Here is a 14,853-nt window from a genome sequence, read left to right as displayed (position 1 = left end):
GTCAGTACGCTCGCTGGAACACGAACCGAGGGGGCCCATGATGATCGATCCCACCGCAGGAGATCTGCCGCGTCGCGTCGTCGTGGTCGGTGGCGGCCCGGCCGCGCACCGTCTGGTCGATGCCCTGCACAGTCGCGATGCCGGGCGCACGATGCACATCACGGTCGTCTGCGAGGAGCTCCACCACCCCTACGATCGTGTGGCGCTGAGCAAGCGTCTCGACGATGCGGCGATCGACCTCACGCTCGCGCCGACGGGCGTCTGGGACGAGCAGCACGTGTCGCTCCTGCTGGGCGAACGCGCCGAGCGGATCGACCGCGAGGCCCGGACGGTGCACACCTCCCTGGGGCGGGTCGTCGCGTACGACGAGCTGGTCCTGGCGACCGGCTCCTCGGCCCCGGTGCCCGAGATCGACGGTTCGGAACACGCCCTCGTCTACCGGACGATCGACGACGTGGACCTGCTGGTGTCGGAGATCGAGCGCATCGGCTCCCTGCGAGGTCGTCCCGCCCGGGTGATCGTCGCCGGCGGCGGGTTGCTCGGGCTCGAGGCTGCCGGTGGTGCGGCACGGCTCGGTGCCGAGGCGAGCGTCGTGCACTCCGGGTCGTGGCTCATGTCCGCCCAGCTGGACGAGGGAGCCGGTCGAGCCCTCGGGCGCATCATCGGCGGCCAGGGCATCGGTCTGCACCTGGGGACGAGGCCCCGGTCGATCCTCGTGGACGAGCAGGGCGGTGTCTCGGGCGTGAAGTTCTCGAGCGGCCAGCAGGTCGACGTCGACATCGTGGTGTTCGCGATCGGGATCCGCGCCAGGGACGAGCTGGCCCGCGATGCCGGGATCGAGCTCGGTGACCGCGGCGGTGTCGTGATCGGGACCGACTGCAGGACGTCTGCGCCTCGTGTCTGGGCCATCGGCGAGGTCGCGTGCTTCGACGGTCGATGCACCGGTCTCGTCGCGCCGGCGAACGCGATGGCCGAGGTCGTCGCGGATCGGCTGCTCGGTGGCCAGGCGGAGTTCACGATCGTCGACGACGCGACGAAACTCAAGCTCTCCGGTGTCGACGTCGCGAGTTTCGGCGACGCACTCGCGCGCACCGAGCACAGTCTCGAGATCGTGTACGCGGACCCGGCGCGTGGGCTGTACCAGAAGCTCGTCATGACGGACGACGCCAAGACCCTTCTGGGCGGGGTCTTCGTCGGCGACGCCTCGCCCTACGCCTCGCTGCGTCCGCTCCTCGGCGCTGAGCTGTCGAGTGAGCCGGCCGCCTACCTGTCGGCCTCAGGGATCGAGGCACCGGCCGGGGACGAGCTCCCCGACGCAGCGCTCGTCTGCGCATGCAATGCCGTCACCGCGGGGACCGTCCGAGACGCTATCGCAGGCGTGCACGGCGAGGCGTGCACCGAACTGGGAGCGCTCAAGACCTGCTCCCGCGCCGGGACCCAGTGCGGCTCCTGTGTCCCGCTCGTGAAGAAGATCCTCGAGACGGAGCTGACCAAGTCCGGCATCGCCGTCTCGCGGGCGCTCTGCGAACACTTCGAGCTGTCCCGGCAGGAGCTCTTCGAGACCATCCGGGTGCTCGGCCTCACCTCCTTCGACGAGATCCTCGCGCGCTACGGCACCGGACGCGGCTGCGACGTGTGCAAGCCGGTGGTCGGTTCCATCCTGGCCAGCCAGCAGGGTGGGTACATCCTCGACGGTGGTCGGGGGACGCTGCAGGACACGAACGACCGGGCGCTCGCGAACATGCAGAAGGACGGCACCTACTCAGTGGTCCCTCGGATCCCCGGTGGCGAGATCACGCCGCAGAAGCTCGCGGTGATCGCGCAGGTCGCCACCGACTACGGGCTGTACACGAAGATCACGGGCGGTCAACGCATCGACCTGTTCGGCGCCCGCCTCGAACAGCTGCCCGACATCTGGCGCATCCTCGTCGACGCCGGCTTCGAGTCCGGACAGGCGTACGGGAAGTCGCTCCGCAACGTGAAGAGCTGTGTCGGGTCCAGCTGGTGCCGCTTCGGCGTGCAGGACTCCGTGGGTATGGCGGTCCACCTCGAACTCCGGTACCGCGGCCTCAGGGCACCGCACAAGTTCAAGTTCGGGGTCTCCGGGTGCGCGCGCGAGTGCGCCGAAGCACGTGGCAAGGATGTGGGGATCATCGCCACCGAGCAGGGCTGGAACCTGTACGTCGGCGGCAACGGCGGGTTCCAGCCGACCCACGCGCAGCTCCTCGCCGGAGACCTCGACGACGAGACGCTCATCCGGTACATCGACCGGTACCTCATGTACTACATCCGGACGGCGGATCGACTGCAGCGCACCGCCAGGTGGATGGAGGACCTCGACGGCGGACTCGACCACGTGCGGGAGGTCGTCGTCGAGGACTCGCTCGGACTCGCCGCCGAACTCGAACAGGCCATGGCCGCCCATGTGGACGGGTACGAGGACGAGTGGGCGGCGACCCTCGCCGACCCGGAGCGCCTCCGCCGGTTCCGTTCCTTCGTCAACGAGCCGGGCGACGCCGAACCGCGACTCGCGCGGGTCGCGGAGCGAGGCCAGTACCGGCCCGCGACGACGGAGGAGATCGAGCGCGGCGAGGCCGTCTATCTCGCAGGGCCTACCATTCCAGTGAGGGAAGGGGCGTAGATGTCGGGTCCAGGCAGGGTCACGCTCGTCGGCGGCGGACCGGGCGATCCCGCGCTGCTGACCGTCGCCGCCGTCGAGGCCCTCCGCGACGCGGACGTGGTCCTCTACGACCGGCTCGCACCCCACGACACCCTCCCCGAGCTCGCCCCGAACGCGCTCCTCGTCGACGTCGGCAAGCGCCCCGGCCATCACCCGATCGGACAGGACGGCATCGAGACCGTCATGGTGCAACACGCGCTCGACGGCGCGGCGGTCGTCCGCCTCAAGGGAGGCGACCCGTACGTCTTCGGGCGCGGCAGCGAGGAAGTCCTGGCCTGCCACCGCGCGGGCGTCCCCGTCCGCGTGATCCCGGGCGTCTCGAGTTCCGTCGCCGTGCCCGCGGCGGCAGGCATCCCCCTCACCCACCGGAACCTGAGTCACCTCTTCACCGTCGTCAGCGGTCACGCTCCGCTCTCCGACGAGGAACACCGGCACCTCGCCGGACTGGGCGGGACGATCGTCGTCCTCATGGGCGTCGGCACGCTGCCCTCCATCTCCCACGGGCTCCTCACCTCGGGGCTCGCCGCCGACACCCCCGTCGCGATCATCGAGCGCGGCTACAGCGAGACCCAGCGCACCACCGTGGCAGACCTCGGGACGATCCTCCACGTCGCCGCGGCCGCCGGTGTGCGGTCACCGGCCGTCATCGTGATCGGCCATGTCGTCGCCTTCGCCTTCGAGGGCGATGCCGAGGCCTCGGAACTGTTGGCGCGGGCCGAACGACTGGCGGCGCCGGCATGACCGACATCACGCCACCGGCCGCTGACGCGGGCCCGGACGTCACGACCCCGGTTCCGGGATTCCGCGCGGACCAGCTCGAGGGCTTCCGGATCGGCGTGACGAGCGACCGTCGATCGCAGGACCTCATCGACGCCTTCGAGCGGCGCGGCGCCACCGTCGTGCACGCACCGACGCTGCGGATCGCACACGCACAGCACGACGAACCACTCATCGACGACACCCGCGACATCATCGCCGCACGCCCCGACGTCCTGCTCGCCACGACCTCGTACGGCATCCGGCGGTGGTTCGAGGTCGCGGACGCCGCGGGACTCGGCGACGAACTCCTCGAAGCGCTCGCCGAGACGGCCATCCTCGTCCGCGGGCCCAAGGCACGCGGCGCCATCCGAGCAGCCGGTCTGAACGACGTGGGCATGAGCGACCGCGAGACCACCGCCTCCCTCGTCGACAAGGTCGTCGCCGACTACCCGGCCGGGCTCCGCGTCGCCGTCCAGCTCCACGGGTACACCGACGAGCGCCAGCTCGAACGCCTCCGTGACGTCCACCAGGAGGTGCACACGGTCGCCCCGTACCGCTGGACGGACCCCGACGCGACCGACGAGCGCGTGCGGCGACTCGTCGAGGCGATCGTGAGCGGCTCGCTCGACGCGGTCACCTTCACGAGCGCCCCATCGGTCGTCGCCCTGTTCACGGCCGCGGAAGCACTCGGTCAGGAGGACGCCGTCGTCGACGCCTTCCGTCGCGACGTGCTGTGCGCGGCCGTCGGACCGGTCACGGCGGCGCCATTGCTCGCTCAGGACATCGAGCCCATCGTCCCCGAGCGGTTCCGCATGGGGGCGCTCATCCGGCTGCTGTGCGAACACCTCGAGCAGCACGCGATCCTCCGAGCCGAGACCGTGCACGGCCCGATCGCCATCCGTGGCGCCATCGTGGAACTGCCCGGGTCCAGGGTCCGGCTCCCCCGAACTCCCTCGCGCTCCTCCGCGCCCTCGTCCGCGCGAACGGAGCCGTCCTCTCGCGCTCCGCACTGGCCGACGCGCTGCCCGCAGCCGCGGACCACCACGCGCTCGAAGTGCAGATGAGCCGCCTCCGCCAGACGCTCGGCGTCCCCGGACTCATCAACACGATCGTCAAGCGCGGCTACCGCCTCGACGTCTGACGGCGGCCGATCCGGCCCCTGGACCGCGCGCCGTCATCCGCCTCACCGGGGTGATCAGTGCCTGTGAGCAGGCGGTGATCCAGGTGTTACCTCGCGGGTGGGGCCCCGAAACACGGCGTCGGTAGCTTCGGAGACAGCACACGTCCCGTCCCGCTTCACCGAACGCTCGGAGCAGCCATGACCACGAACCTCGAAGCAGCCGACGCACCACCGACCACGGCGACACCGACCGTCACCCAGGTCGCCCTGACCCACCGCCCCGGTCGTTGGATCGACGGGTGGAATCCCGAGGACAGCGCGTTCTGGGACCGGGAGGGCCGCGGCATCGCCGGGCGGAACCTCCGGTGGTCGATCTTCGCGGAGTTCCTCGGCTTCGTGGTCTGGCAGCTCTGGAGCATCGTCGTCGTCATGCTCCCGACCGCCGGGTTCTCCTTCTCCACGGCCGAGACCTTCTGGCTCATCTCGATGCCGAGCCTCGTCGGAGCGACCCTCAGGTTCCCGTACTCGTTCATGGTCCCGCGCTTCGGCGGGCGGAACTGGACGATCATCTCGGCAGGACTGCTCCTCATCCCGTCCATCGCGCTCGCGCTGTGTGTGGGCAATCCGGACACCCCGTTCGGTGTCATGCTCGTCGTCGCCGGACTCGCCGGCTTCGGCGGTGGCAACTTCGCCAGCTCCATGTCGAACATCACCTACTTCTACCCGCAGCGGGAGAAGGGCTGGGCGCTCGGGCTGAACGCGGCGGGCGGCAACCTCGGAGCAGCGGTCGCGCAGTTCGTCGTCCCCATTGCGGTCACCGTCGGAGCCGCCGCCACCCTCAACCTGAGCCTCGCCGGATGGATCTGGGTCCCCTTCATCCTGCTCGCGATGTTCGGCGCCTACCGGTACATGGACAACCTGTCGTCAGCGAAGGCGGACCTCCGCGGATCCGCCGCCGCACTCCGGGAACCGCACCTCTGGCTCCTCGCACTCCTGTACATCGGCACCTTCGGCTCGTTCATTGGCTTCGCGAGTGTGTTCCCCAAACTCATCGCGGACCAGTTCCCCGACTTCTCCTCCTTCGCCGTCGGTTCCGCGTCGATCTCGCTCGCGTTCCTCGGTGCCCTGATCGGCTCGCTGGCACGACCCTTCGGTGGGCGTCTCGCCGACCGCTTCGGTGGGGCCGTCGTCACGATGAGCGCGTTCGCCGTCATGGCCCTGGGGGCGCTCGCGGTGCTGTGGACCCTGCCGCTGGCGAACTTCTGGCTGTTCCTCGGGTGCTTCCTGCTCCTGTTCGTCGCCGCCGGTGTCGGGAACGGCTCGACGTACCGGATGATCCCGAGCGTCTTCGCGGCGCGATCCGGCCTGCGCGACGCCCACCACCGCAGCGGCGACGTCGGGACGCAGCGCAAGGCCGCCGCCGCGCTCGGGCTCATCTCCGCGATCGGTGCCTACGGCGGCTTCGTGATCCCACAGATCCTCGGGCTCTCGCACGGCGCGACCGGCAGCTACTCGGCCGCGTTCATCGGTTTCATCGGCGCGTATGTCGTCCTGTTCGCGGTCACCTTCCTTGTCTACTTCCGCAAGAACGCGTCACTCGCCGGCCAACGACTCTGAGTCGTCGCTCCACCCGCTCCTGATCGAAGGACAACGCATGCCTCGTCCCACCGCCCCGGTGACCGACACCCACTGCCCGTACTGCGCGTTGCAGTGCGCGATGTCCCTCACCCGAACGGCGGCGGTGGACGGCGTCGCTCCGAGGCTCCCGGTCGACGTCGCCGGGCGGGACTTCCCGACGAACCGGGGCGGCCTCTGCAAGAAGGGGTGGACGTCGGCCGAGCTCCTCGCGCGGGACGATCGCCTCACGGCCCCCTTGGTGCGCGACGCCACCGGTGAGCTGGTCGAGACGAGCTGGGATGCGGCCCTCGACCTCGTCGCATCGACCATCCTCCGCATCCGCGGTGAACGCGGGGCGGACGCGATCGGGGTCTTCGGAGGCGGTGGCCTCACGAACGAGAAGGCCTACCAGCTGGGCAAGTTCGCCAGGATCGCGATCGGTACGAGCCGGATCGACTACAACGGTCGGTTCTGCATGTCGTCCGCCGCGGCAGCGGGCAACCGCGCGTTCGGGATCGACCGGGGGTTGCCGTTCCCACTGGAGGACCTCGACGACGCGTCGACCATCCTGCTCCTCGGATCCAACGTCGCGGAGACGATGCCCCCGTTCATCGGTCATCTCGTCGGTGCTCAGGCCGCCGGCGGCCTCATCGTGGTCGATCCGCGCCGCTCGGCCACCGCGCGACTGACCGAGGCCGGTCGTGGACTCCACGTACAGCCCGCGCCGGGGACGGACCTGGTCCTACTCCTGGGGCTCACGCACATCGTCCTCGCCGAAGGACTCGCCGACGAGGCCTACCTGGCCGAGCGCACGACCGGGTTGGATAGCCTGCGCCGCAGCGTGAGCGCATGGTGGCCGGAACGCGTCCAATCCGTGACCGGCGTGCCGGCGCCGGTCCTCCGAGACGTGGCTCGTCGGCTCGCAGCCTCGGACGGCACCTACATCCTCACCGGTCGCGGCGTCGAGCAGCATGTCGACGGCACCGACACGGCCACCGCCGCCATCAACCTCGCACTCGTGCTCGGACTACCGGGCCGGCCGGGATCGGGCTACGGCACGCTCACCGGCCAGGGCAACGGCCAGGGCGGTCGCGAACACGGTCAGAAGTGCGACCAACTGCCCGGGTACCGCAAGATCACCGATCCGGAAGCCCGCCGTCACGTCGCCGAGGTATGGGGTGTGCCGGTCGAATCGATCCCCGGTCCCGGGCTGCCGGCCGTCGCCCTCCTCAGCCGTCTCGGTGAACCGGAGGGCGTGCATGCCCTCCTGGTCCACGGCTCGAACGTCGTCGTATCCGCTCCGAACGTGCAGACGGTCCGGGACGGACTCGGCCGCCTCGAGCTGCTCGTCGTCTGCGACTTCTTCCTGTCGGAGACCGCCGCGCTCGCGGACGTCGTCCTCCCGACGACGCAGTGGGCGGAGGAGGAGGGCACCATGACCTCGCTGGAGGGGCGCGTGATCCGCCGCCGGCGGGCGCTCGATGCTCCGGTCGGCGTCCGCAGCGAGCTCTGGATCATGCACGAACTCGCTCGTCGTCTCGATGCTCCGGGCCGATTCGAGCTGGACCCGTCGATCGTGTTCGACGAGTTGGCGGCCGCATCCGCCGGAGGCCTCGCCGACTACTCGGGATTGAGCCACGCCCTCCTCGACACCGGGCTCGCCGCGCACTGGCCGTTCCCTGTCGGCAGCGGCGGCACGCCCCGGCTGTTCACGGAACGGTTCGCACACGACGACGGTCTCGCCCGCATCGTCCCAGTCCGCCCCGCGAAGGTCTCGGAATCACCGGAGACCGGGGAGGAACTCACCCTGACGACCGGACGCCTCCTCGAGCACTACCAGTCGGGCACCCAGACCCGCCGCGTCCCCGAGCTCGACGACGCCCGTCCCGAGGTCTTCGTCCAGGTCCACCCCGCGACGGCGGCACGACTCGGCATCGTCGAGGGCGGATTGGTCGAGGTGTCGAACCGTCGGGGCGCGCTGACGGTCCGAGCCCATGTCGACGGCGACATCCGTCACGACACCGTCTTCCTGCCGTTCCACTACCCGGGCGACGCGTCGGTGAACCTCCTGACGCAGGACGCGGTCGATCCGATCTCCGGGATGCCGGACTTCAAGCGCGCGGTGGTGCGGCTGCGCCCGGCCGCTGGCGCACCACTGCCGGAAGCCACAGCGGCCGGAGCCCTCCGATGAGTCCGCGATCAGGTCGACCACTCCGCATCGTCGTGGTCGGGTTCGGGCCGGTCGGAGCGCGATTCGCCGAGGAGGTCGCCCCCGGCGTGCGGGACGGCTCGCTCCAGGTGACCGTGGTCGGGCAGGAGCCGGTCGACGCGTACAACCGGGTGCTGGTCGCCGATCACGCGGTCGGCTCGACCGGACTCGCCGACATGACACTCGTCAGTGCCGAGGACCTCGCCCGGGACGGCATCCGTGTCCTGCGCGGCACGACCGCGATGCAGATCGATCGCGAGACGCGGACCGTCGAACTCGACACCGGGGAGACGCTCCCCTACGACCGCCTCGTCCTGGCGACCGGTGCGCGCGCGAACGTTCCGACACTCGACGGTGTCGATCGACGGAAGCGGGACCTCCCGGCGCTCGAGAAGTACGGACGGTCGTTGCTGCTGTCCGACCACGACCTCCCCCGAGGCGTCTGCACCATGCGTGACCTCGCGGACGCCGACGTCGCCGCCGAGGTCGTCCGGTCCGGCGGCCGGATCGTCGTCCTGGGTGCCGGCGTGCTCGGGCTGGAGTTCGCGCTCTCCGCCGCGCGCGCCGGGGCCGACGTGGTCATCGTCCACCACGGCCCCACCCCGATGCCGCGGAACCTCGACCGTGGCGGCGGCTCCGTGCTCGCCGCGGCGCTCCGGGCAGCAGGTGTGGAGGTCATCGCGCACAGCCGCGCCGAGGCGGTCGGTCATCGGGACGACCCCGCGGGCGGGAGGCACTTCGACGCACTGATCACCGCTGACGGGAAACGGATCACCGGCGATCTGCTCGTCCTGTCGTGCGGGGTGAGCGCACGCTCCGATCTGGCGATCCTCGCCGGGGTCCGTGTCGGCTCCGGGGTACTCGTCGGCGAAGACCTCAGCAGCTGGTCGGACGAGCGGATCTTCGCCATCGGCGACTGCGCGCACGTGCTGGCGCCGACACCGGACCTGCGCCGCGAACGCATCGTCCCCGGCGGCCCGTCGGGGCTCATCGGCCCAGGATGGCGGCAGGCCGAGTGGCTCGCCGCTGGATTCCTGATCGAGGCCGCGGCCGGCGGATCACCGCTCGAGCTGGGTCCACCACCGGTCGAGCGGGCGAGCACCGTCGCACTCAAAGCCGAGCGGGTCGACGTCGTCGCGGTCGGCGATGTCCAGGCCGAGCCCTGGGACGTCGAGCCGACGACCGCTGACGCGTGCAGCGTGCATCCGGCCGCTCCGCGCAGCGTCTCGGTGTGGGCGGACCCCGACCACGGCCGCTACGTCAAGATGATCACCCGCGCCGGGGTCCTCACCGCCTTCGTCTGCGTCGGCATGCCGCGCACTGCAGCCGAGCTGACGCTCCTGTACGACGGCGGCGGCGAACTGCCGGCGGATCGCTCGGTCCTCCTCCGGCTCGACGGGCCGGACGCGACCGGTGGTGCCTCCGCCGATGCGTTCGCCCCCTCGACGACCGTCTGTACGTGCAACGGCGTGACGGTCGGCAGGATCATGGATGCCGCACAGTCGGGCAACATCACGGTCGCCTGCATCGGCAAGGCGACCCGCGCCGGTACCGGCTGCGGTGGGTGCACCGGCCGGATCGCCGCGGTCCTCGAGCGGGTCGCGGACAGTGATCGTCAGAGCGAGCCAGTACCGGCGTGATCGGCCGGAGACGACGACGGAGGCGCCGGTTGCACGCAACCGACGCCTCCGTCATGGGTGTTCCGAGCCGGGAGAACCGACTCGGAACGGGATCTACTGCTCCGGCTGCGACGATCCGGTGTCGTCCTGAGCCTCGTCGGAGGCCTCGGACTCGACTGGACCGGCCGTCGTCGTCTCGGGGGCGTCGTCGGCCTCCGGGAGTTCCTCGAACAATCCGGTGGGCGGCGTGACCGTGACGATCCCGGCAGCGATGTCGACCGTAGGGACGATCGCCTTCACGAACGGGACCATGACCTCGCCGTCACCGGTCTTCACGATCAGGAGGTCCTGAGCCGGGAAGTGGTCGACGCGAGCGACGGTACCGACGGCGACGCCATCGCGGTGCACGGCCAACCCGACGAGCTGGTGGTCGTACCACGCGTCGTCGTCGACCGGCAGCTCGGTAGGGTCCTGCTCGACCCAGAGGATCGCCTTCACGAGGGTCTCCGCCTCACTGCGATCGGAGATGCCGACGAAGAAGGCGACCGGCTGGCTGTTGTACCAGCGCAGCTCGATGAGCTCGAGCGTCTTGCCGCGCCACTTCGATCCTGCGGGGACCTGGAGCGTGAACGTCGCGCCCGGGGTGAACCGGTGCTCCGGCTCATCCGTGTAGAGCTCGACCTTCAGGGCGCCCTTCAGGCCATGGGCTTTCGTGAGCCGACCGACCCGCAACTGGGTCTTCGGCTCCGTCTCGTCCGCCACCTACGCGCTGGCGCCGGAGGCGTCCGTGTCGACCACGTCGACTCGGACCCGCCGACCGTCTGCCAGCGCTGCCACGAGGGTGCGCAGGGCTTTGGCCGTCCGGCCGGCACGACCGATGACCCGGCCGAGGTCCTCGGGGTTCACACGAACCTCGAGGACCTCGCCACGGGCGGAGTTCTGTGCCGTGACGCGAACGTCATCCGGGTGATCGACGATCCCCTTGACGAGATGTTCGAGCGCGGGAGCGAGCAAGACTACGCCTGCTCTGCTTCAGCGGCGTCGGCAGCGGGCGCCTCGGCCTCGGCCGGAGCAGCCTTGGCCGCGGGGGCCTCCGCCTTCGGCTTGAGGACGGGCTTCTTCTTCTCGTCGGCGACGAAGGCGGCCTTCGGCTCCTTGACGCGGACGGTGCTCACGGCGTCCTTGTCGCCCTTGAACTTGCCCCAGTCACCGGTGAGCTTGAGGAGTGCTGCGACCTGCTCGGTCGGCTGGGCGCCGACGCTGAGCCAGTACTGCGCACGCTCGGAGTCGACCTCGATGAACGAGGGCTCCTCGGTGGGGTGGTACTTGCCGATCTCCTCGATGACACGACCGTCGCGCTTCGTGCGCGAGTCTGCGACGACGATGCGGTAGTACGGCGCACGGATCTTGCCGAGACGCTTGAGACGGATTTTGACAGCCACGATTCTCCTGAATGATGTGATGTTTGATGTGCTCGCTGCCGAAAGGTGGGGCCACACGCTCGACGCGAAAACTGTGGTTGCTGCGGGCGTCGGATAGAGGGTCGAACTCCGCGCAGACTCAACTCTCTATTCTGCCAGACATCGGGCGATCTGGGTAATCCGGCGACACCGATACCGAAGGACCCCTCCACCCCGTGTGAAGATGGGCTGGCGCGCGGCATCCGGCCGCGCCTTGCGGGAGGTCGACGCCAATGCCCATCGAGTTCGCCAGATCCGAGCGTTCGACCGTCGGCCTTGAATGGGAGGTCGCCCTCGTCGACCGCGACACCGGCGATCTCGTCGGCGCAGCGGACACCGTCCTGTCGGAACTCCGCCCGAGCGACGGTTCCGATCATCCGCAGATCACCAACGAGCTGCTGCTCAACACCGTCGAACTCGTCTCGGGTGTGCACCACACGGTCCCCGAGGCGATCGCGGACCTCGAGGGCCAGCTGGCCGAGGTGCGGGCGATCACGGATCCGATGGGCGTTGAACTCATCTGCAGCGGTTCACACCCGTTCGGCCAGTGGTACGACCAGCAGGTCACCGACAAGCCCCGCTACCACAAGCTCATCGACCGCACCCAGTGGTGGGGTCGCAACATGATGATCTGGGGCGTGCACGCGCACGTCGGCGTCGAGACGGTCGACAAGGTCCTCCCGATCATGAACGGGCTGCTGACCTATCTGCCCCACCTCCAGGCGTTGTCGGCGTCCAGCCCGTACTGGGGTGGGGTCGACACCGGGTACGCGTCGAACCGCGCGCTCATGTTCCAGCAGCTCCCGACGGCGGGCCTCCCCTACCAGCTCTCGGACTGGGAGCAGTTCGAGGCCTACGTCGACGACATGACGGTGACCGGCATCATCGAGGACCACACCGAGGTCCGCTGGGACGTGCGACCGTCGCCACAATGGGGCACGGTGGAGATGCGCGCGTGCGACGGAGCGTCGACCGTCGCGGAGTTCGGCGCCCTCGCCTCGCTCATCCACTGCCTCACCGAGCACCTGTCCGACCGCCTCGACGCCGGTGAGCGCCTGCAGACCCTGCAGCCGTGGTACGTCCGCGAGAACAAATGGCGCGCTGCCCGGTACGGTCTGGACGCCGAGATCATCCTCGACTCCTCGGGCCACGAGCGCCTCGTGACCGACGACCTGCACGACCTGCTCGACACCCTCGCGCCGGTCGCCCGTCGGCTCGGCTGTGCGGACGAACTGGCGAGCATCGCCACGATCATCGACCACGGCGCGAGCTACCAGCGACAGCTGGCCGTCGCCCATGCGAACGGCGGCAGCCTGCAGGCGGTCGTGAGCTCGCTCGCGAAGGAGCTGCGACACGGGGTCCAGCCCTCCGCTTGACGAAGCGGCGTCACTCCGCGCGGTCGAGCGTCCCGATCCGCGTGCCGGCGTCGTCGGTCACGGTCAAGCGCCCGCCGTCGTCCGAGAGCGTCACCTGTGCGATCCTCCGCAGCCAGGTGTCGACGCCCGGGCACGCCATCAGGGTGCTCGCGACATCGGAGACGACGACCGCGTCGTCCTCGGCGCGCCAGGAGCCAGACAGGCTGTTGCAGCCGTCCGAACCGCTCACGCGGCCGTCGTCGGCGAACACCAGGTGTGGGTCGGCGGCACCGGTGCCCTCACCCCAGGCGCCCAGGACGCGTTCGCCCGGAGACGGAGCGGCGCACCCGGCGAACATGCCCGCGGCCAGGACGACTGCGACGACCGAGGCCGCTGCCCTCAGCGCGCGCATACCGTCTCCGCTCGACTCAGCGACCCAGGAACTTCTGCAGCTCGGCGAGCTCAGCCTCGGTGGGGGCTGCCGATCCCGACGACGAACCGCCACCGAGGCCGAAACCGGCACCCGTGGCGGCAGCCTGCGTCTCGACGGCGCCGGCGTTCTCCGCCGCGCGCTTGGCCGGGTTGCCTGAACGGGAACCCTTCTTCTTCGCCTGCGGCTTCGGTCGGTTCGTCCGCGCACCGGGAACCGGACCCATCCCGGGGATGTTCGGCACGCCCCCTTGGCGACGGTCTTCATCATCTTGGCCGCCTGCTCGAAGCGGTTGACGAGGGCGTTGACCTCGGTGACGGTCATGCCGGAACCCTTGGCGATGCGCAGGCGACGGGATCCGTTGAGGATCTTCGGGTTCGTGCGCTCGGCCGTGGTCATCGACTGGATGATGGCCTCGGTGCGGACGATCTCGCGCTCGTCGAAATTCTGGAGCTGCTCCTTCATCTGCCCCATGCCGGGGAGCATGCCCATCATCTTCTTGATGGAACCCATGCCGCGCAGCTGCTGCATCTGCTTGAGGAAGTCGTCGAGCGTGAAGGAGTCGGTCGCGAACTTCTCCGCTACCTTGCGCGCCTCCTCCTCGTCGAAGTTCTGCTGCGCCTGCTCGATGAGGGTGAGGATGTCACCGAGGTCGAGGATCCGGCTCGCCATGCGGTCGGGGTGGAACGGCTCGAAGTCGTCAAGACCCTCACCGGTCGACGCGAACATGATCGGGCGTCCGGTGACGGAGGCGATCGAGAGTGCCGCACCACCGCGAGCATCGCCGTCGAGCTTGGAGAGCACCACGCCGGTGAAGTCGACGCCGTCGAGGAAGGCCTTGGCCGTCGCGACCGCGTCCTGACCGATCATCGCGTCGATGACGAAGAGGACCTCGTCGGGATCGACCGCCTTGCGGATGTTCGACGCCTGCTTCATGAGCTCGGCGTCGACGCCGAGTCGTCCGGCGGTGTCGACGATGACGGTGTCGTAGAGCTTCTGCTCAGCGAACCGCACACCGTCGCGGGCGACCTTGACCGGGTCACCGACCCCGTTGCCGGGCTCGGGAGCGTAGACGGGGACGCCCGCCTGCTCTCCGACGACCTGGAGCTGGTTGACGGCGTTGGGGCGCTGGAGGTCGGACGCGACGAGGAGCGGCGTGTGGCCGTCCTTCTTGAGCCACTTGGCGAGCTTGCCCGCGAGTGTCGTCTTTCCGGCACCCTGGAGCCCGGCGAGCATGATCACGGTCGGCGGCTTCTTCGCGAACTCGAGACGCCGCTGCTGTCCGCCGAGGATCGTGACGAGCTCGTCATTGACGATCTGGACGACCTGCTGCGCCGGGTTGAGGGCCTTGCTCACCTCGTCGCCGAGGGCGCGCTCGCGCACGCGACCCGTGAAGTCCTTGACGACGTCGAGTGCGACGTCCGCGTCGAGGAGGGCGCGACGGATCTCGCGGACGGTGCCGTCGACATCGGCCGCGGAGAGCTTGCCCTTGGTGCGGAGGTTCTTGAACGTATCCGCGAGGCGGTCAGAGAGTGTGCCGAACGTTGCCATGATCCCTCCAGTTTAGGGCAGACCGCGGCGCGACCCGGTCGATCGCCGCCGCG

General features: G+C 69.7%; 11 protein-coding genes and 2 pseudogenes. 8 read left to right on the top strand and 5 right to left on the bottom strand.

Annotation, left to right across the window (positions count from 1 at the left end):
- Positions 1–37 precede the first annotated feature (37 nt).
- The 7 genes and pseudogenes from nirB (at position 38) to FGL15_RS16950 (ending at position 10,025) form a co-directional block, all read left to right on the top strand.
- A complete protein-coding gene (nirB, locus tag FGL15_RS16975) occupies positions 38–2,641 on the top strand; it encodes a nitrite reductase large subunit NirB (protein ID WP_370281845.1) in 2,604 nt (867 codons plus the stop codon).
- Entirely contained in the window at positions 2,642–3,421 is a 780-nt protein-coding gene (cobA, locus tag FGL15_RS16970; protein ID WP_138946817.1) for a uroporphyrinogen-III C-methyltransferase, read from the top strand.
- Positions 3,418–4,329: pseudogene (locus tag FGL15_RS16965) on the top strand (uroporphyrinogen-III synthase); the annotation flags it as partial. The gene cobA and the pseudogene FGL15_RS16965, both read left to right, overlap by 4 nt.
- Positions 4,275–4,580: a winged helix-turn-helix domain-containing protein gene (locus FGL15_RS21100; RefSeq protein WP_240773588.1), complete on the top strand. Its 306-nt coding sequence runs from the start codon at positions 4,275–4,277 to the stop codon at positions 4,578–4,580. The pseudogene FGL15_RS16965 and the gene FGL15_RS21100, both read left to right, overlap by 55 nt.
- A 177-nt stretch (positions 4,581–4,757) precedes the next feature.
- Complete coding sequence (locus tag FGL15_RS16960; protein ID WP_138946816.1) at positions 4,758–6,176, top strand: MFS transporter; 1,419 nt, start codon at positions 4,758–4,760, stop codon at positions 6,174–6,176.
- Positions 6,177–6,213: 37 nt separating this feature from the next.
- Positions 6,214–8,367: a molybdopterin oxidoreductase family protein gene (locus FGL15_RS16955; RefSeq protein WP_138946815.1), complete on the top strand. Its 2,154-nt coding sequence runs from the start codon at positions 6,214–6,216 to the stop codon at positions 8,365–8,367.
- Positions 8,364–10,025, top strand: a complete 1,662-nt coding sequence (locus tag FGL15_RS16950) for an FAD-dependent oxidoreductase (protein WP_138946814.1) — start codon at positions 8,364–8,366, stop codon at positions 10,023–10,025. Before FGL15_RS16955 ends, FGL15_RS16950 begins: the two co-directional genes overlap by 4 nt.
- Before the next feature lie 93 nt (positions 10,026–10,118).
- Here FGL15_RS16950 and rimM read toward each other — a convergent pair whose 3' ends face one another.
- The 3 genes from rimM to rpsP are packed head-to-tail and all read right to left on the bottom strand — an operon-like array spanning position 10,119 to position 11,446.
- Positions 10,119–10,766, bottom strand: coding sequence for a ribosome maturation factor RimM (gene rimM, locus FGL15_RS16945; RefSeq protein ID WP_240773587.1), 648 nt, complete (start codon positions 10,764–10,766; stop codon positions 10,119–10,121).
- Entirely contained in the window at positions 10,767–11,018 is a 252-nt protein-coding gene (locus FGL15_RS16940) for an RNA-binding protein (RefSeq protein WP_064296312.1), read from the bottom strand.
- A gap of 2 nt (positions 11,019–11,020) precedes the next feature.
- Positions 11,021–11,446, bottom strand: coding sequence for a 30S ribosomal protein S16 (gene rpsP / locus FGL15_RS16935; RefSeq protein WP_064296311.1), 426 nt, complete (start codon positions 11,444–11,446; stop codon positions 11,021–11,023).
- Positions 11,447–11,697: 251 nt separating this feature from the next.
- Here rpsP and FGL15_RS16930 point away from each other — a divergent pair, with 251 nt between their 5' ends.
- Entirely contained in the window at positions 11,698–12,840 is a 1,143-nt protein-coding gene (locus tag FGL15_RS16930) for a glutamate--cysteine ligase (protein WP_138946813.1), read from the top strand.
- A gap of 10 nt (positions 12,841–12,850) precedes the next feature.
- On the opposite strand, the gene FGL15_RS16925 is transcribed toward FGL15_RS16930, so the two are convergent.
- The gene (locus FGL15_RS16925) at positions 12,851–13,177 is read right to left on the bottom strand and encodes an META domain-containing protein (protein WP_240773983.1); all 327 of its coding nucleotides are present in this window, start codon (positions 13,175–13,177) and stop codon (positions 12,851–12,853) included.
- Between the two features lie 70 nt (positions 13,178–13,247).
- Positions 13,248–14,800 (bottom strand): annotated as a pseudogene (gene ffh / locus FGL15_RS16920) (signal recognition particle protein).
- Positions 14,801–14,853: the final 53 nt, after the last annotated feature.

It is taken from the genome of Plantibacter sp. M259 (assembly GCF_006065115.1).
GTDB classification, from domain to species: Bacteria; Actinomycetota; Actinomycetes; order Actinomycetales; family Microbacteriaceae; genus Plantibacter; species Plantibacter auratus.
Note: the sequence above shows the minus strand (reverse complement) of the source record. Positions and strands in the feature narration are given on the sequence as shown.